The following is a 24,344-nucleotide window of genomic DNA, read 5'->3' on the forward strand; positions in this document are numbered from 1 at the left end:
TGGTGAACGGTCCCCGTTGTAGCGGGAGCTATCCTTCAAGCCTCCGGAGGCAGCTCAATGCCAACCGCGTCGCCGTCGACGATTACGCGGAATGTGCGTACCTCGCCGGTGTCCGGCCCCATGACGCGCCCATCCACGAGCCGGATGTGCAAATCCCGCAGCGGACAGTAAATGGTATGGCCCGACACAATCGCTTCCGTTAACGGGCCGCCCTTCTTGTGCGGTGTATGATTGTCCAGCGCATACCATCCTCCGTCGCTAGTGCGGAACACGGCGATATCGTAATCGCCAATGCGAACCTCTTTCCCTAGTAGCATAGGAAAGTCGTCTACAGAGCCGATGCGTACAAGCTGCTCCTTCGCCATATGTCTACTCCTCCTTATTGTTTGGCCGCGGGTGCGACCTCAACCGTCTCGAACAACTGGCGGCGTACCGTCTCGTTGTGAACGGTCTTCTTCCACGGGTCTTGAACGTGAGTAAGCGCCTCTTCGATGCGCGCGATCAACTGGCTGCGGTTTTCCTCATTCTCGACGACGGCACGGATGACCGTCTCCAGCCCGGCCCGCTCAATGAAGTCGCTTGTGCGCTCCAAATACTTTCCATTTTCCCGGTAATATTGAATAAATGCGCTTGAGATGGCGATCAGCTCTTCATCCGTTTTGACCTTGCTCAACAAGTCGGCTTTGCGCAGCTTTGTTCCGCCATTACCGCCGACATAGAGCTCCCAGCCGCCGTCGTTGCCGACGATGCCAAGATCCTTGATGCCCGATTCGGCGCAGTTACGCGGACAGCCGTTAACCGCCATCTTGAATTTGGCCGGCATATCGAGCCGCTCGAACCGCTTCTCCAGCTCGATGCCCATGGAGATCGAGTCCTGCGTGCCGAATCGGCAAAACATCGAGCCGACGCACGTCTTCACCGTCCGCAGCGCTTTGGCGTAGCCGTAGCCGGACGGCATGTCGAGCTCTGCCCAAATGTTCGGCAAGTCCGCTTTCGTCACACCGAGCAGGTCGATCCGCTGTCCGCCGGTAAGCTTCACCATTTTCACCTGGTACTTATCGGCAATGTCGGCGATCTTGCGAAGCTCTTTAGGGGACGTCACACCGCCGTACATGCGGGGAATGACGCTAAAAGTACCGTCTTTCTGAATGTTCGCATGCAGACGCTCGTTGACGAACCGCGATTCCGGCTCATCTTCGTGCTCCGGCCATAGCATACCGAGGTAGTAGTTGATTGCAGGACGGCATTTCGAACAGCCTTCTTCCTCCTTCCAATGCAGCACATGCATCACTTCGCGCACATGCGTCAGGCGCTTGTCGCGGATGGCGGCAACGATCTCGTCACGGCTCAGGTCCGTGCAAGGGCAGATGCCTTCCTTCTTCGCCGCGCCGTGATAGCGGTCGCCGAGAACATACTGAAGAATTTGTTCGACAACCGGCTTGCAGCCGCCGCAGGAACGGGTCGCTCCGGTCGCCATCTTCACTTCGTCGATCGTCGTGAAGCCATTCTCCCTTATGGCATGTGTAATCGTACCTTTCGTTACCCCATTGCAGCCGCAGACGATTTCGGCGTCGTCCATCGCGGCGATCGACACGAGCTTCTTCTCCTTGCCGCAGCAGCCTCCGCCCCCGAACAGAGCCGCATGGATATCGGCGTCCATCAATGTGTTCGCCTTCACCCATTTGGCGAGCTGCTGCGAATCGTCCGCATTTCCGTACAGAATGCCGCCGACAATTGCGCCGTCACGGAGAAGCACCTTCTTGTACGTGCGCTTCCAGCTGTCCTGCAGCTTTAGTACCGTATGTTCTTCCATCTCTTGGAACTCGCCGGCCGAGAACACGTCGACGCCGGATATTTTCAGCTTGGTTGCGACCGTCGAGCCTTCATACACTGCTTCCGCATCGCCCGCCAGCCGCTTCGCCAGAACGGCAGCCTGCTCGAACAGAGGGGCAACTAGACCATATACCGTCTCGCGGTGCTCGCAGCATTCACCGACCGCGTAGACGTCCGGGGCACTCGTCCGCAGGGAGTCGTCCACGAGAATGCCGCGGCGCACGGCAATGCCGCTCGCTGCTGCCGGTTCGACGTTAGCCTTGATCCCGGCGGCCATGACGACCAGCTGCGCCTCCAGCACCTCGCCGTTCTCGAACCGCAGTCCCTCGACGCGCGCGCCGCCGATCAGCTCCGTCGTTTTGACCCCCATCCGAAATTTCAAGCCTTGCGCCTCCAGGTCCGCCTTGAGCATTTCCGCTGCGGTCGCGTCCAGCTGCCGCTCCATGAGCGTATCCATTAAGTGCACGACAGTTACATCCATCCCTTTTCCTACGAGTCCTTTAGCTGCCTCAAGACCGAGCAGACCGCCGCCGATAACGGCCGCCTTGCGGTATGTCGCCGCCGCTTCCAGCATGATCTCGCAGTCGTGAATGTCACGGAAGCCGACGACGCCTTCTTTGTCCGCACCCGGGATCGGCAGGATGAACGGCCGCGAGCCCATTGCGAAGATCAGTGCATCATATGGCAACGGCTCGAGCCGATCCGTGTAGACGAGCTTGCGCTCGGTATCGGCTTGCGTCACGCGAACTCCGGTATGCAGCGTTATGCCGTTGTCCCGGTACCATTCCATGCTGTTCAAAATAATATCGTCAATCGTCTTGCTTCCTTCGAGCACATAGGATAGCTGAATCCGGTTGTAATTCGGATGCGGTTCGCCCCCGATCACGGTGATGTCGTAATCGTTCGTCAGCTTCAGCAGCTGCTCAATTACGCTGATCCCCGCCATCCCGTTGCCGACAAGAACAAGACGCTTGCGGTCGGCAGATTTCCGATTCATATGTCATTCCTCCACTCGCTTTTGTTCTGCATGACCTTATTATAGAGTTGAGCTCCCAAGGGAATAGTGAGATTTGTCATAATACAAGGAAGAATCGTCTATTGACATACTTAAACTATTTAATTAAACTATTTAAATATAAGGTTGTTTAAAATGTTTACAACTTAAGTAATGGGGTGAGAAAAGAATGGATACTTTAACGCCGCGGTTTCACTCCGCTTTTCAGGAACTGCGACGCGGGGTCGAGACCGAAATGTTTAAGAAAATGGAATCAACGATAACTGCCCCGCAAATGTACACGCTCTACTACATTAGTACGCGGGAGCAGTGCAGACTGTCGGAACTGGCGGAGAAGCTCGAAGTGAAACCTAGCGCCGTAACGGTTATGATCGACCGATTGGAGAAAGCCGGGTTCGTTACCCGGGTCGATGATCCCGCCGATCGAAGAGCAATCTTGGTGAAAATAACCGATCCCGGCAAGGAAGTCATGGATCGGGCCATCGAAGTGCGCAACCATATCGTCGGCTCATATTTGTCCCGGCTAAAGCCGGAAGAAGCTGAGCTCATCACAACCCTATTGGAGAAAATGGTAACCAAAACATCATGAAAGGGTGAAATCTGTGGAACACCTATCCCACAAACGAAAATTATCGATCATGTTCGCCATCATTGCGGCCATGTTCTTCGCAGCGATCAACCAGACGCTGGTCAGTACCGCGATGCCGCGGATTATCGCCATTCTTGGCGGTATGGAGTATTACACTTGGGTTATCACCATCTATATGCTTACCTCAACGCTCGCAACGGTTCTTGTCGGGAAGCTGTCTGACATTTACGGGCGGAAGCCATTTATCTTGGCGGGGATTGTATTTTTCATCATCGGTGCGTTCCTGTGCGGTTTCTCGAAAGACATTATTCAACTTATTACGTATCGGGGGATTCAGGGCGTCGGCGCCGGTATCATTATGTCATCCGCCTTCACCGCTGTCGGCGATTTGTTCGCGCCGCGGGAGCGGGGCAAATGGACCGGCGTCATGATGGCCGTCTTCGGCTTCTCCAGCGTGATCGGCCCGACGCTCGGCGGCTGGCTCGTCGACAACCTTGATTGGCACTGGCTGTTCTGGATCTTCCTGCCTTTGGGCATTGTCGCATTGGTCATGATCGTCGCGCTGTTCCCTAAAGTAGAGCGTAAAGCATCCGAATCCATCGACTATGCAGGCTCGTTGTTCCTGAGCTTGACTATTATTCCGCTGCTGCTTGGCTTCTCTTGGGCGGGCACCAAGTATGCTTGGGGTTCCGCACAAATTCTCGGATTGTTCGGCTCCGCTCTGCTGTTCGCCATCATCTTCATTATCGTCCAGATGAAAGCGAAGAGCCCGGTGCTGCCGTTGTCGTTGTTCCGCAACGATATTGTGACGATCTCGAATGTGGTCGGATTTCTAATGAATGCCGGAATGATGGGCGCGCTTATTTATTTACCGTTTTTCGTACAGGGGGTTGAGGGGATTTCGCCTACGTATTCGGGCTATGTCACGATGCCGATGTCCATCGCCATGGTCGTGCTTAGCGCCGTGACGGGCCGTCTGGTGACGAAGACGGGCAAGTACAAACGATACGCTGTCATCGGCATGCCGATCATGATCGCCGGAATGCTGATTATGGCCTATATGGACAGCATTTGGATGGCTGTAGCGGCGATGGTCGTATTCGGTACCGGCCTTGGCATCGGGATGCCGATTTTCTCGCTGGCTACCCAGAATGCCGTCAAGCCGACTGAGCTCGGCGTCGCTACAGCTTCGTCGCAGCTTTTCCGTAACCTTGGCGGTACAATTGGTATCGCCGTCATGGGGACGATCATGCAATCGGCTTTGGTGGGCAACATGAAGAACGCTATGGAATCCGGCTCCGGGTTCGATGTATCTAAGATCGATCCGGAAACGGCCAAGAAGCTGGCGCCCTTTCAAAATCCCGAGATGCTGCTCGACCAGCCTAGACTGCAGCAGCTGCTCGATACGATGCCGGCCAATGTCCAGCCGATTCTGCACAACATGATCGAAACGCTGCGCAGCGCGCTCGCTTCATCTCTGACAACGGTGTTTCTCGCCGGAACCGCGCTTGTTGTCTTAGCTTTTGTGCTCACGCTCTTCCTGCGGGAAATTCCGCTCCGCACCTCGAACAAGATGGCGGAGCCGGAAACGGAAGCAAGCCCGAGCTTGGAAACAGCATGAGCAAGGACATAACAACAACAATCGTGAACTGCAGACAACGAAACGGAGCCACGCAGTATGAAGCTGCGGGCTTCGTTTTGTCATATCCGGCAAATCTCCGCCGGGCAAGCCGGGAACGTAGGACATTGGCAGATCGCCTTCAGCTCGCTCAGCGACCTCACGACAATGTGCCCGCTGCTCAAATCGATAATCCCGTCTTTCTTCAGATCGCTCAGCATACGGTTGACGCTCTCCCGGGTCGCCCCGATGAAATCGGCCAGCTCCGTATTCGTCAGCTTGGTCATAATCCGAATGCCGTCCTTCGTCGCCATGCCATACGAGTTGCACAGCCGAATGAGCGTCGAAGCGAGCGCGCCCGGCTTGCCGAACAGCAGCAGGTCGCGGAACTTCGACTGCGTCGTCCGGTGCTGCAGCGCCATCCACTTCGTGAAGGCTACGGCAAAGTCACCGTGACGGTATAGCAAAATTTCCAAGTCCTTCTCCTGAATAATGCCGAACTCCGCGTTTTCGATCACTTCCGCACTGTATCCGTACACCCCGTCACCCGACATGCCAAGCTCGCCGATCAAGTCACCGGCACGCAAAATCGACAGGTTTAACGTACGGCCTTCCTCCGTCGTCTTGGTAAGCTTAACGCGCCCCGACCGTACGAAGTACAGCTTGCCAGCCTCGTCGCCTTCCCATAACAGATGCGCCCCCGCCTCCACCTTGCGCCCGTACATCAGGCCTTCAAGCAGCTTCATATGCTCTTCCGTAAAAAATGCCGCCGCTCCCCAGTGCCCCGCCTCTCCCCATACTGCCCCTGTACCTGCTCCACAGCCTTGCTTCGCTTGCCCATTTATCGTCATCGTTGTCCTTGTCATCGTTGTCCTTGTCATCGTTCATCGCCCCTTCGGTTCATCTTATGGCTTCATCATACCGTGTCTGTGTTACTTCTCACATCGGGAGAACACCGGATTTTTGAATGAGGGAATCCCCTATGGCTGTAAGGTTTCTCACACGGAGGCATCGGGGGATCCCCGCTCGCCTGTGATGATTATCCCTGCACCGCGGAATAGGGAATTCCCTGATGCTATAATCATGGCGCTCCCCGAATGCGAAAAACCCGCCGGCATTATACAATAGAAACATAAAATCTACACCGGCCTCTTATTCTAGACATCGTCTACTTGAAGCTTCTAATGAAAGGAGGGTCAGCGATGAGCGAGCTTGAACGTGCGATCGCGGTGGAGGTTGATTTGCTTCGAAGCGGAACGTCCAGCGACTACGCCGCTTATGCTGCCCCTATTCCAGGCGAACCTTTATGGCGTTGGCGCGGCATGAGCGGCAGCATCAGCCAACGCACCGCTCTGCTGGCTGTTCGGCCCGGAAGAGGAATAGCCGGTGCCGTTATTAAAACCGGACGAACAATTGTCCTAGGACGGCACCGCAATGAAGCGGACCTGCGCAAAGAGGACGCTCTGCTGCTGGAGACGGAACGGCTCGTAGCGGCGGCCGCTGTGCCGGTAAACGTATCGGGAGTGACGCAGGGGCTGCTGCTCATTGCCTCGCGGGAGCCGCGGGACTATGACGCAGACGATATGATGCGCCTGAATGCCGCTGCGGAGGCCCTTGCCGCCATGTCCGGCTCCCATAGCCCGATAAAATGAGTGGATCTCCTCGGAGGTTCATTTTTTTTGTGATATGATTCATATTAAAGAAATTAAGTGAAACGGAGGAAATGACTTTGAAATTGTTAATTGTAGACGATCATTCGGTCGTTCGCTCCGGGATGGCGATGCTGTTGAACGGTAAGCATGACATCGAAGTCGTAGGGGAGGCGGCCGAAGGCGACGAGGCGATAGCCAAGGCGCTGGAGCTCAAGCCCGACATCGTGCTGATGGACCTAAGTATGCCCCACGGCAAAGATGGAATGGCAGCATCGAAGGAGCTGAAACAGCTCGCACCGGACATACACATTCTGATTCTTACGATGCACGATGACGACGAATATTTGTTCCGTGCGATTCAAGCCGGCGCTTCGGGCTATATTCTCAAGAGTGCACCGCACGATGAGCTGCTGACTGCCCTTCAAACCGTTGCGGCGGGTAATGCCTACTTGTACCCGACGGCAACGAAACGGCTGATGAGCGAGTACCTGGACCGCTTGAAGAACGGAGATTCCGCCGCTCCAGTAGCGGAAACGCTGTCCGATCGGGAGAAGGAGATTTTGAGCTGGACAGCCAAAGGGTATTCCAATAAGGAAATTGCCGAGCATCTGGTTATCAGCGTGAAGACGGTTGAGACTCACAAAGCGAATCTGATGGAGAAACTCGGCATTAAGACCCGTCCGGACTTGATCAAATACGCTCTGAAGAAAGGACTGTTGCATTTTGACTAGTCAGCTGCCCGATTCACAGCAGATACAGCCGAACTCTGCGCCCAAGCTGATCGGCGATAATGTCACGCATTTGCTGCAGTGGCTGGACAAGGAGCCGATCGACGGACGGCTGCGCGAAGAGCTGAAGACGTCCTTGAAGCAGCTCGCCGACGTCAAATTTGCGCTGGACGAATCCTCCATTGTCGTTTTGACCGACAGCAGAGGACGCATCCAATATGTTAACGATAAATTTTGTGAAATCTCCCGTTACTCCCGCGATGAGCTGATTGGTCAAGACCACCGCATTATTAATTCCGGATACCACGACAAAAGCTTTATGAAGGAGCTGTGGCAGACGATTTCATCCGGGCAAGTATGGCGGGGCGATATTAAAAATAAAGCCAAAGACGGCTCCCCTTACTGGGTGAACACGACGATCGTGCCGTTTCTCGACGCAGAAGGGAAGCCCTATCAATATTTAGCCATTCGGAATGAGGTCACTCGACTTAAGCAGGTGGAGGAAGATTTGCAGCAGCTGATGATCGAGATGATGCACATCCAGGAGGAGGAACGGCGCCGCTTTTCCCGGGAGCTGCATGACGGCATCGGACAAAGTCTATTCTCGCTGCTCATTCAGTTCGACCGCATCCTTAGCGAAGAGCCGCGGGACGATCTGCAGAAGCTGCGCGGCGACGTGTCGAACATCATTGAAGATGTGCGCGGTCTCGCTTGGGAGCTTCGTCCTTCGGTGCTCGACGATCTCGGTGTCGTCCCGGCCATCCGCACGTTCATCGATAACTACTCAAAGCATAACGGCATCCGCGTCTCCTTCGACAACGAGCTTCGCAAACGGCTCGGCGTGCAGAAGGAAACCGTCATCTACCGCGTCATTCAGGAAGCGCTCACCAATGTGGCCAAGTATGCGCAAACAGACGAAGCCGCTGTTCGCATAACGGACAGCGGCGATATCGTTGAAGTCCAAATTGTAGACGAGGGGCGCGGGTTTACACGGGAAACGAAGGGCAAGGGAGTCGGCTTGTCAAGCATGGAGGAGCGGGCTAAAGGCGTAAATGGCCAGCTGGAGGTGCAATCCAAGCCCGGGCAAGGAACGACCGTAACGCTGCGCATCGCGAAGTAGTCCCAAGTCACACTCGAAAAGCACTTGCCTTTGCCAAGAGATGATTCGTCACCTTCTTCAAATCTTCCGAAGACGCAGCGATTTCCTGCATGATCGCCGTGCTGCCGTGCGCCGTGACGGCGATTCGCTCCGCACCCGCAGCGAACTCGCCGGTCATCGCCCGGATGCTGCTTATGCTGCGGCACGTGTCCTCGACGCGCTTCGTCTGACCGGAAATGGCGGACTCGATCAACCGGACTGTGTCCGTGAACTCAGCCACGACTCCGTTCATATGATCCAGAGCCTGCATGAAAGCGGCGGTCTGTTCGGCCTCCCGCACGACCTGTTCATTCTGTTCATGAATGAGAAGCACTGTCTCCCCGACCTGTCCCTGGACACGAGCAATAATATCGCTAATTTGCAGCACCGAGGCGGAGCTTTGCTCGGCCAGCTTGCGAATTTCGGAAGCAACGACGGCGAAGCCTCTTCCCTGCTCTCCCGCTCTGGCGGCTTCAATCGACGCATTGAGCGCAAGCAGGTGAGTCTGTTCGGCGAATTCTTTCACAGCCCCTATTATCGCCTCAATCTCTATCGCTTCTCCTTCCAGCCCGCTTACAATACGCTGTGAGCTTGCGTTAGCCTCCGCCAAGCGCTGCATGCCGCCTGCCAACGACTGCAGCAGCACTCTCGTGTCTTGCACCGTATCGTCCATTTGCCCCGACAGCTGCAGCATCCCGTCCGATTTGCCTTTCATGTCGCGGAAAGAAGCCAGCATATTCTCGGCATGCGCGAGAGTTTGTTCCGTTTCTTGCTGCTGCTTGCTTACACCGGAATAAATCGTATCCGATACTTCCGCAAGCGCCTCCATCTGCAAAGCGGCCTTTGCAATCGCTTCGCTGAGCGAATCGGCGTTCTGACTGGTGCCCCCCGCTCCGGAGGAAACTTCGCTAATCATGTCCTTTAAATTGTCAATCATCACAGCGAATGCATCATACAATCGGGTAATTTCGTCATTGGCCCGTCTGGGCGCAATGGCGATATTTAAGTTGCCGGAAGCGGCTTGCTCCGCTGCAGCGGCGAGATACACGATAGACCTCGTCAAAATGCACGCCGAGATCCAGCCGAGCACCCCTGACCAGCATACACCCAGTCCGAGCACCATGCACACAAACAGCCAATCCTGCATATGCGGCGCAAGCCAAGGCTTCACTTCGAAAATAAAAAAAGCGCTCGTCCCGTAGGTGATGGCGGATACGAGGATAAATCCGGCGGCCATTTTCATCGTTAGCGATGTTCTCATCAGGCAATCCACCTTGTTGATTTTTCCTCTACCATACCATACAGGAGAGCGCATCTTATGTGATTTTAATCACATAAGATGCGACCTTGCTCGACGATCGTCCATGCTCTGGCCGCGTCGCTGTCGGTCGGCTCGGGGACGCCCTCCAGAGGGTACTTGCGGCCGAGCACCTCCCATTTGTATACCCCCATACGGTGATACGGCAGCAGCTCCAGCTTCTTCACGTTCGTCAAGCTGCCGATAAATTCGCCGAGCATCGACAAATCCTCTTTCGCGTCGGTAATGCCGGGAATTAGGACGTGCCGGATCCAAACCGGCTTCCCAATGTCCGACAGCCGCCGGGCGAAGCGCAGGATGCGGTCGTTCGGCTGGCTCGTCAGCGTCACATGCTTCTCCTTGTTCAGCTGCTTCAGATCGAGCAGCACCAGATCGGTCGCTTCAAGGAGTCCTGCGGCGTGATCCGGCTCGCAGAAGCCCGAAGAATCGAGCGCCGTATGAAGGCCGAAGCGCCGCTTCACTTCTCGGAACAGCGCTTCGACGAACGGCGCCTGCAGGGTCGGTTCGCCTCCGGTCACGGTCAGGCCGCCGCCGGAGCGCTTGTAATACTCGACGAAGGGCCCGATTTCGGCAACGACCTCTTCGACGGACATCAGCTTGCCGGTGCTCGTATCCCAGGTGTCCGGGTTATGGCAAAATTGACACTGCAGTGCGCAGCCTTGCAGGAACAGCACGAAGCGAATGCCCGGACCGTCAACGGTACCGAAGGTGTCTATCGAATGGATGCGTCCGATCAAGCTGTCCCCTTCTTTCTCATCAGTTTAAATATGTCCATGGAACGTCCGGTTAATGACGTCGAGCTGCTGCTCGCGGGTCAGCTTGATGAAGTTGACGGCATAGCCCGATACGCGAATCGTCAGCTGCGGATAATTTTCCGGATGCTCCATCGCGTCGAGCAGCTGCTCGCGGTCGAACACGTTAACGTTCAAGTGATGCGCATTTTGTGCAAAGTATCCGTCAAGCAGCGCCGCCATATTGTCGATGCGCGTCTGCGGTTCACGCCCGAGCGCCTTCGGCACGATCGAGAACGTATTCGAGATGCCGTCCAGGCTGTGCTCGTAAGGCAGCTTTGCGACTGACGCCAGCGACGCCAGCGCCCCCTTGCGGTCGCGGCCGTGCATCGGGTTCGCGCCCGGTGCGAACGGTTCGCCGGCTTTGCGGCCGTCCGGCGTCGAGCCGGTCTTCTTGCCATACACGACGTTCGATGTAATGGTCAGCACCGACAGCGTCGGTACCGAACCGCGATACGTCTTGTGCTTGCGCAGCCGGTTCATGAACCCTTCGACCAGCTGGGCCGCCAAGCTGTCGACACGATCGTCGTTGTTGCCGTACTGCGGGTAGTCGCCTTCGATCTCAAAGTCGACGGCGATGCCTCGTTCGTTGCGGATCGGCTTCACCTTGGCGTATTTGATCGCGCTCAAGCTGTCCGCCACAACCGAGAGCCCGGCGATACCCGTAGCCATTGTCCGCAAAATGTCGCGGTCATGCAGCGCCATCTCGATCCGTTCGTAGCAGTACTTGTCGTGCATGTAATGAATGACGTTGAGCGTGTTGATGTACAGCTTTGCTAGCCAATCCTGTACCGCATTGAAATGCGTCATCACTTCGTCATAGTTCAGCACTTCAGACGTGATCGGAGCAAGCTGTGGACCGATCTGCACGCCCAGCTTCTCGTCGACGCCGCCGTTTATTGCGTACAGCAGCGCCTTCGCCAGGTTGGCGCGTGCGCCGAAGAATTGCATTTGCTTGCCGATCCGCATCGCCGATACGCAGCAGGCGATACCGTAGTCGTCCCCGTAATACGGACGCATCAGATCGTCGTTCTCGTACTGAATCGAGCTCGTCTCAATTGACACCTTGGTGCAATACTTCTTGAAGCCTACCGGCAGCTGATTCGACCAGAGGACGGTAAGGTTCGGCTCCGGTCCCGGACCGAGATTGTACAGCGTATGGAGGAAGCGGAACGAAGTCCGCGTGACGCGCGTCTTGCCGTCCAGCCCCATGCCGCCGATCGACTCCGTTACCCACGTCGGGTCGCCGCTGAACAGCTCGTTGTAATCCGGCGTCCGGAGGAATTTCACGATGCGCAGCTTCATGACCAGATGGTCGATCAGCTCCTGCGCCTGCTCCTCGGTCAGCGTCCCTTCCGATATATCCCGTTCCAGGTAGATGTCAAGGAACGAAGAGATGCGGCCGATGCTCATGGCGGCGCCGTTCTGCTCTTTAATCGCGGCCAAGTAGGCGAGGTATGTCCACTGCACCGCTTCGCGGGCGTTCGCCGCCGGCTCCGACACGTCGAAGCCGTAAGCAGCCGCCATTGCCTTCAGCTCCTGCAAAGCGCGGATTTGCTCGGATATTTCTTCGCGGGCGCGGATAACGTCCTCGTTCATTTCGTCGTATTCCAGCTGCAGCAAGTCCTTTTTCTTGCCTTCGATCAGCCGGTTCACGCCGTACAGTGCCAGACGGCGATAGTCCCCGATAATGCGGCCCCGGCCGTAAGCGTCAGGCAGCCCGGTTATGATGCCGGCTTTGCGGGCGTTCCGCATATCGGTCGTGTAAGCGTCGAACACGCCCTGATTGTGCGTCTTGCGAATGTCGGTGAACAGCCGCATCATCTCGTCCGGCAGCTTGAAGCCGTACGCCTCGCAGGCGTCTGCCGCCATCCGGATGCCGCCGAACGGCTGCACGGAGCGGCGCAGCGGCGCGTCCGTCTGCAGTCCGACGATCTGTTCGAGGTCCTTGTTCAAATAACCCGGGGCATGTGATGTAATCGTCGATACCGTATTGACGTCGACGTCCAGCACGCCGCCGTTCGCGCGCTCCTGGCGCACGAGCTTGCTCACCTGCCGCCACAATGCGGTCGTCGCATCGGTCGGTCCGGCCAGGAACGAGCCGTCTCCTTCGTACGAAGTTAAGTTTCGATCGAGAAAATTGCCGACGTTGACTTCTTTCTGCCACTTGCCACATGCAAAGCCCCTCCAGCTGGCGGGAACCGTCGGTTCGGTCCCGGCCTGAGCGGCAGCTTGGTGCTTCAGTTGATTTTCCAGTATGGACATGGTGTGTCCCTCCTCTATCCTTTGCGGTGAAGCTTTTATTCAAACCGTCCATAGAAAGCATTGCGGTATATGTCGGCCAGCTCGGTGACAAGCGGCATCCGCGGATTCGCAGTCGTACACTGATCCTCGAACGCCCGGTCCGCCAAGCCGTCCACTCTCGCTTCAAAGTCCTTCGGCTCGAAGCCCAATTCTTGGAACGACTCCGGAATGCCGAGCGACTTGTTCAGCTTGCGAACCGCCACGATCAAGCTGTTTACGCCTTCCTCCGTTGTCCGCGCCGGCAGATTGAGCATGCGGGCGATTTCGGCGTAGCGCTGATCCGCTACATAGTGATCGTATTTCGGGAACGAAGCGAATTTGCTCGGCTTCGCCGCATTATAGCGAATGACGTACGGCATCAGGATCGCGTTCGTACGGCCGTGCGCCGTATGATACTGACCGCCCCACTTATGTGCCAAGCTGTGATTGATGCCGAGGAACGCGTTAGCGAACGCCATACCGGCGATAGTCGAAGCGTTATGCATTTTCTCACGGGCGAGCGGATCGGCCTCATGATACGACTTCTCAAGATGCTGGAACACAAGGCGTATCGCCTGTAGCGCCAAACCGTCCGTATAATCGTTTGCCATTACGGATACGTAAGCTTCGATCGCATGCGTCAGCACGTCCATGCCAGTGTCGGCAACGGCCGTCTTCGGCAAGCTGTATACAAACTCCGGATCGACGATCGCCACATCCGGCGTCAGCTCGTAATCGGCGAGCGGATACTTCGTATTGCCTTTCTCCTTGTCGGTGATGACTGCGAACGACGTCACCTCGGAGCCCGTACCCGACGTCGTCGGCACGGCGACGAACTTCGCTTTGCGGCCGAGACGCGGATATTTGTACACCCGTTTGCGGATGTCAAGGAATTTCATCTTCAGTGAGTCAAAGCTTGTGTCTGGATATTCGTAGAACAGCCACATCGCCTTTGCAGCATCCATCGGCGAGCCGCCGCCGAGCGCGATAATGCAATCCGGCTGAAATGCCTCCATCATCGCCGTGCCGCGCCGCACTGTCTCTACAGAGGGATCAGGCTCGACGTCGGAGAACACTTCGATGTATACCGGCTGCTGCCGCTTGCGGAGGTAATACTCCAGCTTTTCCACGCAGCCAAGCTTTACCATCATGGCGTCGGTGACAATCATGACACGCAAGATGTCCGGCATTTTCTCCAGATACTGCGATGAGCCTCGTTCAAAATATACTTTCGGCGGCACCTTAAACCACTGCATATTAACCGTCCGGTAAGCAACCCTTTTGATATTGATCAAATTGACTGCGCTGACATTGGCCGTCGTCGAGTTATGGCCGTACGAGCCGCAGCCGAGCGTCAGGGACGGGAGGTTCGTGTTATAAATATCACCGATAGCTCCGTGAGTCGACGGCGAGTTGACGATAACGCGGCCGGTCTTGAGCCGCTTGGAGAAGGCGTCGATCACATTGCGGTCCTTTGAATGGATGACGGAGGAATGGCCCATGCCGCCGAACTGAACGATTTCCGCGGCGCGCTCGATCCCCTGCTCCGCTGTCTTCACTTTATAGCAAGCGAGTACAGGGCTGAGCTTCTCCGCCGACAGCGGGTACTGATCGCCAACGCCCTTCAGCTCGGCGACGAGCACCTTCGTCCCAGCAGGCACCGCAACTCCCGCCATCTCGGCGATTTTCACGGCGGGCTGGCCGACGATCACCGCATTGACGGCACATTTCTCCGGATTGATCACAAGCTTGGATACCGCTGCGGTCTCTTCCGGATTCAAGAAATAGCAGCCGTACTCGGTCAACAGTTTTTTCGCCTGCTCGTAGATCGGCTCTTCCAGAATGACCGCCTGCTCCGAAGCGCAAATCATGCCGTTGTCGAACGTCTTGGACAAAATCAAATCCGTTACCGCTTGAGGCAGATCCGCCGTCTTCTCGATGAAGCACGGTACGTTGCCCGGTCCGACGCCGAGCGCCGGCTTGCCGGTGCTGTATGCGGCTTTAACCATGGAAGAGCCGCCGGTCGCCAGTACGAGTGCCACTTCGGGATGATTCATCAGCAGCCCCGTCGCCTCGACGGACGGATGCTCGATCCATTGAATGCAGTGGGCCGGCGCGCCCTCGCGCACGGCCGCTTCCAGGAGCGCCTGCGCAGCCGCGGCGGAGGAGCGTTGGGCGGAAGGATGGAAAGCGAATATGATCGGATTACGCGTCTTCGCCGCTATTAGCGCCTTGAACATAGTTGTCGAGGTCGGATTCGTCACCGGCGTAACGCCCGCGATAATGCCGACCGGCTCGGCGACCATCTGTACATGCTCATAAGGATTGTCTTCGATGACGCCGACCGTTTTGTCGTTCTTGATGCTATGATAAATGTACTCGGTGGCGAACAAATTTTTCGTGATTTTGTCTTCGTACACGCCCCGCCCGGTCTCTTCGACAGCCATCTTGGCCAGCACCATGTGCTGATCAAGTCCAGCCAGCGCCATCGCCTGCACGATCCGGTCAACCTGCTCCTGGTTCAGCATCAGATACGCTTCCTGCGCTTTCTTCGCTTTTGCCGCCAGCTGATTGACCTCGTCCTTCGGCGTATGCCGACCCGACAATTCGCTTTCCTTCACAGCCATAGCTCTCCATCCTCCTTTTAACGCACCGGTCTTCATCCCCGGCCGGTCGTTATCTCTTCTCCTTTATCCTAGCTCTCCGGACTTCAGCTCACAGTGATAATTATCACCTTGAGGTAAAATAGGCGAAGACTGCAGTGCGCTAACCTTTACCAGCAGCTTATCGTACTGCTCGAGCGTATGGAAGCAGTCTACGAAACCCGGTTCAATCCCCGCTTCCTGGAACGCCGTCTCCGTCAGCTCCGCCCAAAACAGCTCCTTTAGCAGCTGAGACAAGCCTGCATTCCCGCGCTGCAGCAGGGACCATACCGTATCGGCGCAAGACCGGTCATATACGCCGTGTAGCGGGTATACGCCGCCTTGCACCCAGGGCAGCGCAGCCTCGAAGCCGTCGTGTTTTTTCTCCTGGAGCAGCCGGGCCGCCGGAGCGGAAACGAGCGGCATATGGCTGCCCACGATCCATACGTCGCGATTACGGGCCAGACTAAGCCCGGCGTGCATTCCCCCGAGCGGCCCGCGGTCCGGAGCGAAATCGGTAATGATCCGTATGTCCGGCTCAAGCAGCTTCAAGAACGGCTTCGGGTCGTTCGTTACGACAATCTGCTCGCTGCACACAGGCTTCATGAGCCGCAGCTGGCGGAGGACCAGCGTCTCGCCGCCGATCTCCATAAGCGCCTTACATTGCCCGTGCATCCGCTTATTCTGGCCGCCGACCAATATGACTCCTGTCATCATTTTGAATTTCCCCTTCCTGGTTGGGGCTTACGCTTCCGCAGTTTTCTCATCCGCGGCGAATGTTTGTTCTGTGAACTCGCTTGCCCTCTTCGGTGTTTTTTTCCCCGCCGTATCCGGTTGTACCCGGCAATCCCCGCATATCCAGCTGGTGCCCTTCGCTCCTTGTCCATTCACGCTGCCGCAACGTTCGCAAGTAATCATCTATCCACCCCCCTTGGAGTACGAGCTTCTCACCTCTCATTAAACACCGCGGCGGACGCCTCCACTGTGAGGAACATCACGGAAACGCTCCATCCCAATGTGACAAATGTCATAGCAGACCGGTTCATGTGTACTTTCTTGATTGTGATCCGGGGGGATTGCGAAGACTTGTCCGAACGTGCACAATAAAACAAAAATACCAACAATCGAAGGAGCATGCAGACATGCACCTGTTAGTTAAAGAGCGCAGCCCGTACAACGAAATCACCGTATACGAGACCAGCGAACTGTTCGGCGAACGGGGCCGGTTCCGGGTGCTGGAATTCGGCGGCAATGCCGTTCAGGGAGCGGTCAATCTGAAGGCTCCGGCTCATATCGTGCTGGAGTATCCGCGAGCCGTCATTCACCTGATGGAGTACAACCTGCCGTCGTTCAACAGGCTATTTATGATCGGGCACGGAATCGGGACGATCGCCGGTCGCTATCCGGAGCGGGACGTCATTGTGGCGGAAATCGATGAGCGGGTCGTTACGGCCAGCCGAACATTATTCGGCTACACCCGGGACAACATAGCGATCGGCGATGGACGGCAGCTGCTCAGCGAGCAAACACCCTGCCGATACGACTTCATCGTCGTCGATGCCTTTACGAAGGCAGGAACGCCGGTCCACTTGACCAGCCTGCAGTTTGCCGAGTTGGCAAGGGAGAAGCTCGCTCTGCACGGATGTCTCATTATGAACCTGGCCGGGAGGCCCGTTGGAGATAAACGGATGAATGCGATCGGAGCTACGCTTCGGGAGGCTTTTCGTCATGTAGCTGCGTTCGTACTCCCCGGGAGGGATGCGGACCGGCGGGAGGAGCGCAACCTGCTGCTCGTCGCAGGGAACCGGGAGATCTTATACGACCCGCACTCTATGGCAGGATTTGTACAGGTGGAGCTGGAGCAGGGGTATATCATTCGGGACAAGGGATAGAATTCCCGTCACGCAAACTGCCCCCAAGACGAGCGTTATCGTCATACGGGAGGCAGTGATTAATCTGCTTATTATAGGCATTGGCGGAGTTTGAACATGTGCCGCTTTGCTTGTGTGATCATGACGTTTCAATCGGCGGGCAGTGATTCTGCAGAGCTGGTAGTGTCTGTGAATCAAATTTGCTGCAACTTTAAGCGGGTGACTCCGCCTAAGCCGGACAGGTAATCTTAATCCGCAGCGATTCCCGTGCCCGCATCAATATCGCCCCCCCTAAATAAGTTGAATAGATTAGGGAGGTACCTGACGCATCGATCTTTGCGGCGAATGCATCCGAACTCCTCCAACGTACTTAGGCTGATTGGCGTTCATGGTGTTGAGAGCGGTTGAGCTCGTACGGCCGACACATAGGCATTGCCGAGCGGATCGACATCAATACCCACTCACCGTCAAATCCGCCACCAAGCAGCCTTGAATAGATGAGTCCAGTACCTATATTGTTAAGCTTCGTGACAAAAACGTTAGGTGCAGCCGTAACACTGGATCGATTATTAGCGGCAACCGGGGGTTTTACGGATTTAATAGCTCGAAGCCGTACGTCCACCTTCCTTATGTATCGCGCCAAATTCGAAAGGCTGTCTCCAAGCTTTTCCTTTCTCCGTTTATGACATGATAAGAAACGGCTTCTCATCGGTTATCGTCCCCGCCGCCGTTTTCATGACCAGATCATTCGTTACGTCATCAATAGCCGCACTTTCTAAGCCGTATACTCTGAGCAGCGCTTCTGCCGGATTACCACCGGGATTTACGTCAATGTGAAACTTCATTTTTCCCGAACTCGACTCCCGGACAATCACGTCAATATTCGGCCATACCTTCGTATACTTGATTTATCCGTAGGCGGACACATCGTATACCCAACGGCTTGAATCATTCGTTTGATCCAATTATACGTTCCCTCTTACGGGCTTCTGCCTTCAGGTATGGCACACCCATCCGAACAGTGTCAGCATGAAGCCATGTTGGTAGAGCTCAACGATGTACTTCCAAATTGACGATAATATTAGACATTTCCCTCCGCTTGCCAGCGATTTACGATGTAGCCCTTCTTCAAAAGCTCCGTAGAGAAGCCGGTACCCGAATTAAACTTAGGTATATTCCCATTACGAAAGCAAAAAATCCGTCCCAAGGAAGACGACCTTAGTTGACCCATCTATTGCATCAGCCGCTTCAAGCCGTAATCAGCCCATACGTTCCGTCGAGACGCCGGTACACGACCTCGGTCGCCTGCGTCTTCCGGTTGATAAACACATGAAATTGATGATCGAGAAGATTCATCTCCAGAATGGCATCCTCCACGTCGACGGGCTTCAGCTCGAGCCGCTTGACCCGTCCGATCTCGAACGGAGCCTGCTCCTCCCCCAGCTCGGCATCCGCAGCCATCATGCCTTCTTCAGCCCGACCTGTCCCCCGCCGCAGACGCCTCCGCAGCTTTTCCTTCAGCTTGCGAAGCTTCCGCTCGAGCTTATCCGCCACCTTATCGATCGAAGTGTACATATCGTCGGTACGCTCTTCCGCTCTAATGACGGCGCCGTCCAACCGAAGCGTCACTTCTACCTTATGCTCGTGCTTATGCCCGCCGACCGCAATTGTTACGACGGCTTCCGAAGCAGCCGCCAACGTATCGAGACGCCGCAGCTTGTGCTCCACGTACTGCTTGAGCGCTTCCGTTACCGCAATATGTTTACCGTGTATGATGATTTGCATAGGTTCCATCTCCCCGGGTTAAGAATAAAAGTAATCGATATCGGTCAACAGCTCATCCGCCAGCGGAAAGATCAGCTCCTCCTCCAACTCAAGATGCTCGAGCAGAATCAGACAAGCTTGGTCGAGATTTGCAGCCGCCTTCCGGGCCAGCTCCACAGAGCAAACCATCGGCAAAGCGTCGACCGTTTCATTAAACGAGGCGACAAACAGATCTGCCAGCTCGTGATCTTTTTCCATCACCCAAATGGACGGTGTAATGGAAGGCTTGAACATCCGGCGATTGTAAATCTCGATGACCGGAAACACTTCCTTCTCCTCCCATTCGGAGTGCTTATGAAGCTGGCTCATAAAGTCTTCCATCCGCAGCTGAAGAACCTCCAGAATTATTCTTGACCGCTCCGGATCAAGTTCGGCATAGATGGAACGCGCGCAAGTCTGAATCCGCACAATGCGGTCTCTGAGCAGCTGGTGCTCTTCCTTCAGCCGAACGGCCGCTTCCATCCATGGAGACACTCTCGCCACACTTTCAGGATCCAGCGCGTGCTTTTCCTTGGTCGTCGTCATTTTTGCTCCCCTCCCTACTTACAAGGTATAATCGTCGATGATTCCTACTTTTGGAAGGAATTCCGCTTTCTGAGGCTTCTCAGGCTTCGGTGCAATGGGGTAAAAAGTTTTGCCGCCGCATGCTCCGCACTCTGTCGGATAACACTCGGCAAGCACCGGTAGCTCCTCGCCGCAACGCTGGCATACGTGAACGGCGAACGTTTCAAGCTCTTCTTCTTCCTTTATTCTCTTCGCATGGTCTTTCATAAGATCATCTCCCTAATGGCAGGAACTTGTTTATGTTGAACGACTTGGACGGGAATGTGCGCTTTCTCTAAAACCCCTCCGCTGACGCTGCCCAGCAGAAGCTTCTTGATTCCTTTCAATCCGCGGCTGCCCATGAGAATGAAATCGCAGCCCCGCTCCTCGGCGAACCCGAGAATCGTGTCCACGGGAAATCCTTCACGAAGCTCTATTCGGGCATAAGGCAAATGTTCGATCATCTTCCGAGCTTCATAAAGCATATGTTCGGCAAATTCTTGCTGCTCCGCCTCGGCTGCGGACGGTGTCAGGTACAGCGTACCGCCGATCAACAATTTAGGGAAGTGTAGAACGTGCAGTACCGTCAATCGGGTGACCGGGCGTTCATTTATCATGTGCACTGCCTGTTCCAGCGCGAGCTTGGCACGCTCGGAACCGTCGAAAGCGACCAGTATGTGTCGATAAATCATTGTCCCTTCCTCCTTCCATGTGCTTATTGTAAACCGGCGCTTCAGCCGCAGCTGTGAAAATCATCACACGCCAAAATAAGCACTATTGTGACCTTCGTCACGGCCTGCTGCAACTGCAAAGCGTAAAGTAACCATGCAGAATCGTCCCAAGGAGTGAGGGAAAGTGAGCAAACCTTCGGAAGCTTTCATATTAAACGTAAAATTCGTCTTAATCGCCTTCGTCGTCATCGCGAACGTCATCGAACCGCTCATCGACCGAAGCGGAATCCTTAGATGGCTGTATCAGGCTATCTTCACCTTTCATATCCCGATGTTTGTGTTTGCCATGGGACTGCTCGCCAAGGATTTTCGCCTCGACCACCGCGGCCTGCACAGCCTGGTCGAAATCGCTTGGCAATACGTACTGTTCCAGACCGTCTATTCGCTGATGGATGCCGCCTTGTTCCATGCGGACGGCGTCGTGCACTCGTTCTTCATGCCCTACTCGCTGCTGTGGTTTCTGTTCAGCCATCTGTGCTGGCGGGCTATGCTGCCTCTGTTCATCCGCATGAAGCATCCAATTATCGTCGCTGTCGGACTCGGCATCGCCGCAGGCTTCTTACCGGTTTCGGGTGCATGGCTTAGCCTATCCCGAACTTTCGTCTTTCTGCCGTTCTTTCTGGCCGGTTATTCTATTCGTTTGGACCGGACCTTCCAGCAATCACTGCGCAGGTAAAGACTATCGGCAGCATGCTTTGCGCTGGTATGGTTCACGGTGTTGGCCATGTACGGCGGCAGCATGCCGCTGGCTTACTTGTATGGAAATGCCGGTTACGGCGAGCTTGGCACAGCGGTCTGGCCGGGCTGCCTGGAACGGATCGTCCTTTACGCCGTGCAGGGGAGCGTTTCCATCGCGTTCCTGAGCTTCATCCCATGGGCGGCAAGAAGCTGGACGGATGCGGGAAAAAGAACTGTGTACGTGTTCCTCTTTCATGGCCTGCTCCTGAAGACTATCATTGCCTTGGGGATCTATGAATCCTGGACCGCGCCGCTGCGCATGAGCTTGGCCTTCCTGCTCGGAGCAGGCCTTCTCCTGATACTGTCCCACAGACACTTCGCCGGGCTTGCGCACCCACTTCTGGAGCCGCCGTTCCTGCAATCACTTATCGGGTTCGGCCGGGATCGACGCGTGGTGAAATAAGCCGAAGAACCGGACACTCTTCCTTGGATGGGTGTCCGGGCTCTTTTTTACAGGAGTTATGTTATGATGAATTCATAGATTTGGGATCCATCCTTCGAAAGGAACAGCCGTATGAGCGAGTTTAGTACAAGCTATCATTTACGGAAACGAATAGGAAAGACGTCATTACCCTGCTGCAGGACGCCGGGCTGGACGGATATGTGTATCCGGAAAACAGAAGCTGGGTAAGCTTTGTGGTGAAAGGTCCGGCTTTCGATCCGCACGCCGGTCTCATCGCCTTCAACCCTGGGACGCTGATCCATTATATTTTCGCTGAAGACCATGGGGAGGTTCCGCGAACTTGGCGGCGTTGCGCTCCAAATCAAACAGCTTATCGATGCCTTCCATAGACTCGCTCTGTCCCGCGATAAGCTCACGGATGACAGAGAGGTCGAACAAGAGCTTGTTTTCCCGGACTCTAACGGTCCAGTCGCACTTGTACTCGAATACGGGTTCATCCTCCGGAATATGCGCAGCTCTCTACACCCTGGCGCAGACCATTTCCATCATTTCCCAGGTCATGCTGACGAAACATTGCTCACCTTATCTGCGTCTTTATAGTGTAGAGATCCTATTGAAACGAGGTGTCCTATTATGATAAAAAAACGAAGCAGCAAGGTGCCGCTCTTCCTCATCGTTATCGCTTGCCTTCTCCCATTCGCCTTTCTGTGGTGGTTTATTACCGCAATGAATACGCCGATGCTCCCGAATTAATCCTCACATAGAAGAAGATCCGTGCCTCCCGGGGACGGATCTTCTTTATTTGGCAAATAGGCATGATCAGGTTGTAAGAAGCGCTTTATGACTTCCTTTATTTATGAGAAGACATTCAGCGCGCTGGCTTCTCACAACCACTGCTACGAGAAAAGGAGAGATTGCTATGGCATTACCGTATTCGTTTGAATTCCGGTCCGTTCAGCCCGCCGGCAAGCCTGTCTTTGCGGTTATCAAGACGGCGCTGTCCAGAGTAAAGCCCGAAATCATTAACACCCAAATGCTCCAGAAGCCGCATATCGGCATCAATGGCGGATTCTTCGCAGCGGATAATGGCTATGACAATCCCCCTACCGGACTGAGGGCTATCAGCTATTGGAAAGACGACACCACGTACTACGCTTATAATGGCACCAGCTCAAATCCCGTATCCCGGAAAACATTTGTCTCGTACACCGATTCATCTAACGTCGTTCGAGCCACCTATATGTATGCATCGAATTTGAATCAAGTATTGAATCTTTACCCGACCGCAAAAGCTGTCATCGGTGGAATGGACTATAACCGGGATAGCTGGGGCTCGGGAACTCTCGTTACCGCATACGACTTGGCGGCTTGGCGCACGGTCCTGGCATGGGACAGCAGCTATGGGTATATGATCGTCACTCATGGTAACTCTGTCACGATCCCTCAGCTCAAAAGCTACATGACAAATATCGGCTTGGACCCCGTAAACTCCATTGTACTCGACGGATCAGGCTCTACGGCCATGCGCGTCGTAAGAGACAATCAAGTCTATTGGTACGGTTCCCCTACTCACGATCGCTATATCGGCAACATGGTTCGGGTATACGGAATCGACTGGTTTGAATAATAAAAGTGGTGCCGGCCGAGAGCCGGCACCACTTTTATTTTCCATAACGATCCATGACCGCCGGGCTTAACTCACCTGCTCTTTCCCGGTTGTTCCTGTCGAACCTCTTTCCGTGCTTTACCGAGCAACTCTTCCATGAAGGTTAATTTGAGCGACTGCAACGCATCTTCCTTGGGCATCGGAATCCCGTCGGCCAAGCGGCGGATCTCATCATCCAGAATGTCCAGCAGCTGCTTCATACTATCCATATCCCCGTTTCTCGACCGCATTAGGAGCTTTGCGAAGCCAGCGTTCGCCGGATGCTCATTAACCCTTTCTTTTTCCATTTGTTCACCGCCTGTTGGCTGATCTGCATTTCGATCGCGATATCCTTCTCGGTCTTGTCCTCCAGATACGATTTACGCAAAATTTCTTTAGCTGTGTCGGAAGTAACGAGATGTAATAATTCCTGCACGCGGATATCCGATAACGGATCCTGAAATGAACAAGTGCGATTGCCGTAAAACAGAAAATGCTCGGGAGACGTGACGCGTTCTCTCTTGCGCCGCTTCTTCTCCTGATACTGTAGTCTCCACGCGATTCTTTTGAGCATTTGTACGCATTGGTCCAAATTGTCCATTCGCATGTGCCACCTTTCTCTGTTGTATCGGCCTTACTCTTTTACCGTATGAATTTCCCCTGTTAGGCGGGTGGGTTTTCCAACCGCTTGGAATCGAAATGAGTTGCCGGCCTATCTCGCCGCCGTACACAAACGGTTCACAATTACTCGCGCCTCTGTGTGAGATTCGTCACAGTGACCCGGCCGTCCAGCGACTACAATGAGATCAAATCGAGAAGGAGGATGAACCTGATGTCGAAACCGAACAAAGAGCCTTCCCTGAAAGGTACGTTCGCAGCCGTCATGGGGCTGGGCGGATTTATTATCGTGAGCTGGGTCCTGGTCTTCCTGCTGTTTTGGGCCCGCCAATAAAACCATCGTGAACGATTCACAAGGGGGATA

General features: G+C 55.0%; 26 protein-coding genes. 10 read left to right on the top strand and 16 right to left on the bottom strand.

The window, feature by feature from the left end:
• Positions 1-35: 35 nt before the first annotated feature.
• Together nirD and nirB are read right to left on the bottom strand one after the other, a co-directional pair.
• Positions 36-365, bottom strand: coding sequence for a nitrite reductase small subunit NirD (nirD, locus tag ACFFK0_RS06950; RefSeq protein ID WP_377469308.1), 330 nt, complete (start codon positions 363-365; stop codon positions 36-38).
• A gap of 14 nt (positions 366-379) precedes the next feature.
• Positions 380-2,830 carry a nitrite reductase large subunit NirB gene (gene nirB / locus ACFFK0_RS06955; RefSeq protein WP_377469309.1) on the bottom strand — a complete coding sequence of 817 codons (2,451 nt, stop codon included), beginning with the start codon at positions 2,828-2,830 and terminating at the stop codon, positions 380-382.
• 187 nt (positions 2,831-3,017) lie between these two features.
• Between nirB and ACFFK0_RS06960 the strand changes: the two genes are divergently transcribed.
• Positions 3,018-3,437, top strand: coding sequence for a MarR family winged helix-turn-helix transcriptional regulator (locus ACFFK0_RS06960; RefSeq protein ID WP_377469310.1), 420 nt, complete (start codon positions 3,018-3,020; stop codon positions 3,435-3,437).
• Positions 3,438-3,450: 13 nt separating this feature from the next.
• Positions 3,451-5,058 carry an MDR family MFS transporter gene (locus tag ACFFK0_RS06965; RefSeq protein WP_377469311.1) on the top strand — a complete coding sequence of 536 codons (1,608 nt, stop codon included), beginning with the start codon at positions 3,451-3,453 and terminating at the stop codon, positions 5,056-5,058.
• Between the two features lie 80 nt (positions 5,059-5,138).
• On the opposite strand, the gene ACFFK0_RS06970 is transcribed toward ACFFK0_RS06965, so the two are convergent.
• The gene (locus tag ACFFK0_RS06970) at positions 5,139-5,936 is read right to left on the bottom strand and encodes a Crp/Fnr family transcriptional regulator (RefSeq protein WP_377469313.1); all 798 of its coding nucleotides are present in this window, start codon (positions 5,934-5,936) and stop codon (positions 5,139-5,141) included.
• Positions 5,937-6,257: 321 nt separating this feature from the next.
• On the opposite strand from ACFFK0_RS06970, the gene ACFFK0_RS06975 reads away from it, so the two are divergent.
• From ACFFK0_RS06975 to ACFFK0_RS06985, 3 genes are all read left to right on the top strand, one after another.
• Positions 6,258-6,707: a GAF domain-containing protein gene (locus tag ACFFK0_RS06975; RefSeq protein ID WP_377469315.1), complete on the top strand. Its 450-nt coding sequence runs from the start codon at positions 6,258-6,260 to the stop codon at positions 6,705-6,707.
• Positions 6,708-6,778: 71 nt separating this feature from the next.
• On the top strand, positions 6,779-7,438 hold the full coding sequence (locus ACFFK0_RS06980; protein ID WP_377469316.1) for a response regulator: 660 nt from the start codon (positions 6,779-6,781) through the stop codon (positions 7,436-7,438).
• Positions 7,431-8,555: a PAS domain-containing sensor histidine kinase gene (locus ACFFK0_RS06985; RefSeq protein ID WP_377469317.1), complete on the top strand. Its 1,125-nt coding sequence runs from the start codon at positions 7,431-7,433 to the stop codon at positions 8,553-8,555. The genes ACFFK0_RS06980 and ACFFK0_RS06985 overlap by 8 nt, the downstream gene beginning before the upstream one ends.
• Before the next feature lie 7 nt (positions 8,556-8,562).
• Here ACFFK0_RS06985 and ACFFK0_RS06990 read toward each other — a convergent pair whose 3' ends face one another.
• The 6 genes from ACFFK0_RS06990 to ACFFK0_RS07015 all read right to left on the bottom strand — a co-directional run bounded on the left by ACFFK0_RS06990 (position 8,563) and on the right by ACFFK0_RS07015 (position 16,525).
• The gene (locus tag ACFFK0_RS06990) at positions 8,563-9,834 is read right to left on the bottom strand and encodes a methyl-accepting chemotaxis protein (protein ID WP_377469318.1); all 1,272 of its coding nucleotides are present in this window, start codon (positions 9,832-9,834) and stop codon (positions 8,563-8,565) included.
• A 65-nt stretch (positions 9,835-9,899) separates the two neighbouring features.
• Positions 9,900-10,628, bottom strand: coding sequence for a pyruvate formate-lyase-activating protein (gene pflA, locus ACFFK0_RS06995; RefSeq protein ID WP_377469319.1), 729 nt, complete (start codon positions 10,626-10,628; stop codon positions 9,900-9,902).
• Positions 10,629-10,652: 24 nt separating this feature from the next.
• On the bottom strand, positions 10,653-12,947 hold the full coding sequence (gene pflB / locus ACFFK0_RS07000) for a formate C-acetyltransferase (protein ID WP_377469320.1): 2,295 nt from the start codon (positions 12,945-12,947) through the stop codon (positions 10,653-10,655).
• Between the two features lie 35 nt (positions 12,948-12,982).
• The gene (gene adhE / locus ACFFK0_RS07005; protein ID WP_377469321.1) at positions 12,983-15,592 is read right to left on the bottom strand and encodes a bifunctional acetaldehyde-CoA/alcohol dehydrogenase; all 2,610 of its coding nucleotides are present in this window, start codon (positions 15,590-15,592) and stop codon (positions 12,983-12,985) included.
• A gap of 63 nt (positions 15,593-15,655) precedes the next feature.
• Positions 15,656-16,324, bottom strand: a complete 669-nt coding sequence (mobA, locus tag ACFFK0_RS07010; protein WP_377469322.1) for a molybdenum cofactor guanylyltransferase — start codon at positions 16,322-16,324, stop codon at positions 15,656-15,658.
• A 27-nt stretch (positions 16,325-16,351) separates the two neighbouring features.
• Positions 16,352-16,525 carry a hypothetical protein gene (locus tag ACFFK0_RS07015; RefSeq protein ID WP_377469323.1) on the bottom strand — a complete coding sequence of 58 codons (174 nt, stop codon included), beginning with the start codon at positions 16,523-16,525 and terminating at the stop codon, positions 16,352-16,354.
• A gap of 224 nt (positions 16,526-16,749) precedes the next feature.
• Between ACFFK0_RS07015 and ACFFK0_RS07020 the strand changes: the two genes are divergently transcribed.
• Positions 16,750-17,499, top strand: a complete 750-nt coding sequence (locus tag ACFFK0_RS07020) for a spermidine synthase (RefSeq protein ID WP_377469324.1) — start codon at positions 16,750-16,752, stop codon at positions 17,497-17,499.
• 659 nt (positions 17,500-18,158) lie between these two features.
• On the opposite strand, the gene ACFFK0_RS07025 is transcribed toward ACFFK0_RS07020, so the two are convergent.
• The 5 genes from ACFFK0_RS07025 to ACFFK0_RS07045 form a co-directional block, all read right to left on the bottom strand.
• Entirely contained in the window at positions 18,159-18,386 is a 228-nt protein-coding gene (locus ACFFK0_RS07025) for a DUF7948 domain-containing protein (RefSeq protein ID WP_446686271.1), read from the bottom strand.
• A gap of 340 nt (positions 18,387-18,726) precedes the next feature.
• The gene (gene hpf / locus ACFFK0_RS07030; protein WP_377469326.1) at positions 18,727-19,263 is read right to left on the bottom strand and encodes a ribosome hibernation-promoting factor, HPF/YfiA family; all 537 of its coding nucleotides are present in this window, start codon (positions 19,261-19,263) and stop codon (positions 18,727-18,729) included.
• A gap of 18 nt (positions 19,264-19,281) precedes the next feature.
• Entirely contained in the window at positions 19,282-19,827 is a 546-nt protein-coding gene (locus tag ACFFK0_RS07035; protein WP_377469327.1) for a hemerythrin domain-containing protein, read from the bottom strand.
• Between the two features lie 18 nt (positions 19,828-19,845).
• The gene (locus tag ACFFK0_RS07040) at positions 19,846-20,073 is read right to left on the bottom strand and encodes a hypothetical protein (RefSeq protein ID WP_377469328.1); all 228 of its coding nucleotides are present in this window, start codon (positions 20,071-20,073) and stop codon (positions 19,846-19,848) included.
• Positions 20,070-20,537, bottom strand: a complete 468-nt coding sequence (locus tag ACFFK0_RS07045) for a universal stress protein (protein WP_377469330.1) — start codon at positions 20,535-20,537, stop codon at positions 20,070-20,072. The genes ACFFK0_RS07040 and ACFFK0_RS07045 overlap by 4 nt, the downstream gene beginning before the upstream one ends.
• 163 nt (positions 20,538-20,700) lie before the next feature.
• Between ACFFK0_RS07045 and ACFFK0_RS07050 the strand changes: the two genes are divergently transcribed.
• From ACFFK0_RS07050 to ACFFK0_RS07060, 3 genes are all read left to right on the top strand, one after another.
• Positions 20,701-21,252, top strand: coding sequence for an acyltransferase family protein (locus tag ACFFK0_RS07050; protein ID WP_377469331.1), 552 nt, complete (start codon positions 20,701-20,703; stop codon positions 21,250-21,252).
• Between the two features lie 48 nt (positions 21,253-21,300).
• On the top strand, positions 21,301-21,717 hold the full coding sequence (locus tag ACFFK0_RS07055; protein ID WP_377469332.1) for a hypothetical protein: 417 nt from the start codon (positions 21,301-21,303) through the stop codon (positions 21,715-21,717).
• Positions 21,718-22,636: 919 nt separating this feature from the next.
• The gene (locus ACFFK0_RS07060; RefSeq protein ID WP_377469333.1) at positions 22,637-23,344 is read left to right on the top strand and encodes a phosphodiester glycosidase family protein; all 708 of its coding nucleotides are present in this window, start codon (positions 22,637-22,639) and stop codon (positions 23,342-23,344) included.
• Between the two features lie 71 nt (positions 23,345-23,415).
• Here the strand turns inward: ACFFK0_RS07060 and ACFFK0_RS07065 are convergent, their stop codons facing one another.
• Entirely contained in the window at positions 23,416-23,583 is a 168-nt protein-coding gene (locus ACFFK0_RS07065; protein ID WP_377469334.1) for a hypothetical protein, read from the bottom strand.
• A gap of 29 nt (positions 23,584-23,612) precedes the next feature.
• On the bottom strand, positions 23,613-23,963 hold the full coding sequence (locus tag ACFFK0_RS07070; RefSeq protein WP_377469336.1) for an RNA polymerase sigma factor: 351 nt from the start codon (positions 23,961-23,963) through the stop codon (positions 23,613-23,615).
• Positions 23,964-24,194: 231 nt separating this feature from the next.
• Between ACFFK0_RS07070 and ACFFK0_RS07075 the strand changes: the two genes are divergently transcribed.
• A complete protein-coding gene (locus ACFFK0_RS07075) occupies positions 24,195-24,314 on the top strand; it encodes a cytochrome c oxidase subunit 2A (RefSeq protein ID WP_377469337.1) in 120 nt (39 codons plus the stop codon).
• Positions 24,315-24,344 lie beyond the last annotated feature (30 nt).

Source organism: Paenibacillus chartarius (assembly GCF_042432825.1).
GTDB classification, from domain to species: domain Bacteria; phylum Bacillota; class Bacilli; order Paenibacillales; family NBRC-103111; genus Gordoniibacillus; species Gordoniibacillus chartarius.

Excerpts from the sequence above, each read along its gene's own strand:
- nirD (WP_377469308.1), bottom strand. The coding sequence starts at position 365 with ATGGCGAAGGAGCAGCTTGTACGCATCGGCTCTGTAGACGACTTTCCT.
- nirB (WP_377469309.1), bottom strand. The coding sequence starts at position 2,830 with ATGAATCGGAAATCTGCCGACCGCAAGCGTCTTGTTCTTGTCGGCAAC.
- ACFFK0_RS06960 (WP_377469310.1), top strand. The coding sequence starts at position 3,018 with ATGGATACTTTAACGCCGCGGTTTCACTCCGCTTTTCAGGAACTGCGA.
- ACFFK0_RS06970 (WP_377469313.1), bottom strand. The coding sequence starts at position 5,936 with ATGACAAGGACAACGATGACAAGGACAACGATGACGATAAATGGGCAA.
- ACFFK0_RS06975 (WP_377469315.1), top strand. The coding sequence starts at position 6,258 with ATGAGCGAGCTTGAACGTGCGATCGCGGTGGAGGTTGATTTGCTTCGA.
- ACFFK0_RS06980 (WP_377469316.1), top strand. The coding sequence starts at position 6,779 with ATGACTTTGAAATTGTTAATTGTAGACGATCATTCGGTCGTTCGCTCC.
- ACFFK0_RS06990 (WP_377469318.1), bottom strand. The coding sequence starts at position 9,834 with ATGAGAACATCGCTAACGATGAAAATGGCCGCCGGATTTATCCTCGTA.
- pflB (WP_377469320.1), bottom strand. The coding sequence starts at position 12,947 with ATGTCCATACTGGAAAATCAACTGAAGCACCAAGCTGCCGCTCAGGCC.
- adhE (WP_377469321.1), bottom strand. The coding sequence starts at position 15,592 with ATGGCTGTGAAGGAAAGCGAATTGTCGGGTCGGCATACGCCGAAGGAC.
- mobA (WP_377469322.1), bottom strand. The coding sequence starts at position 16,324 with ATGATGACAGGAGTCATATTGGTCGGCGGCCAGAATAAGCGGATGCAC.
- ACFFK0_RS07015 (WP_377469323.1), bottom strand. The coding sequence starts at position 16,525 with ATGATTACTTGCGAACGTTGCGGCAGCGTGAATGGACAAGGAGCGAAG.
- ACFFK0_RS07020 (WP_377469324.1), top strand. The coding sequence starts at position 16,750 with ATGCACCTGTTAGTTAAAGAGCGCAGCCCGTACAACGAAATCACCGTA.
- hpf (WP_377469326.1), bottom strand. The coding sequence starts at position 19,263 with ATGCAAATCATCATACACGGTAAACATATTGCGGTAACGGAAGCGCTC.
- ACFFK0_RS07035 (WP_377469327.1), bottom strand. The coding sequence starts at position 19,827 with ATGACGACGACCAAGGAAAAGCACGCGCTGGATCCTGAAAGTGTGGCG.
- ACFFK0_RS07040 (WP_377469328.1), bottom strand. The coding sequence starts at position 20,073 with ATGAAAGACCATGCGAAGAGAATAAAGGAAGAAGAAGAGCTTGAAACG.
- ACFFK0_RS07045 (WP_377469330.1), bottom strand. The coding sequence starts at position 20,537 with ATGATTTATCGACACATACTGGTCGCTTTCGACGGTTCCGAGCGTGCC.
- ACFFK0_RS07055 (WP_377469332.1), top strand. The coding sequence starts at position 21,301 with ATGTACGGCGGCAGCATGCCGCTGGCTTACTTGTATGGAAATGCCGGT.
- ACFFK0_RS07060 (WP_377469333.1), top strand. The coding sequence starts at position 22,637 with ATGGCATTACCGTATTCGTTTGAATTCCGGTCCGTTCAGCCCGCCGGC.
- ACFFK0_RS07065 (WP_377469334.1), bottom strand. The coding sequence starts at position 23,583 with ATGAAGCAGCTGCTGGACATTCTGGATGATGAGATCCGCCGCTTGGCC.
- ACFFK0_RS07070 (WP_377469336.1), bottom strand. The coding sequence starts at position 23,963 with ATGGACAATTTGGACCAATGCGTACAAATGCTCAAAAGAATCGCGTGG.
- ACFFK0_RS07075 (WP_377469337.1), top strand. The coding sequence starts at position 24,195 with ATGTCGAAACCGAACAAAGAGCCTTCCCTGAAAGGTACGTTCGCAGCC.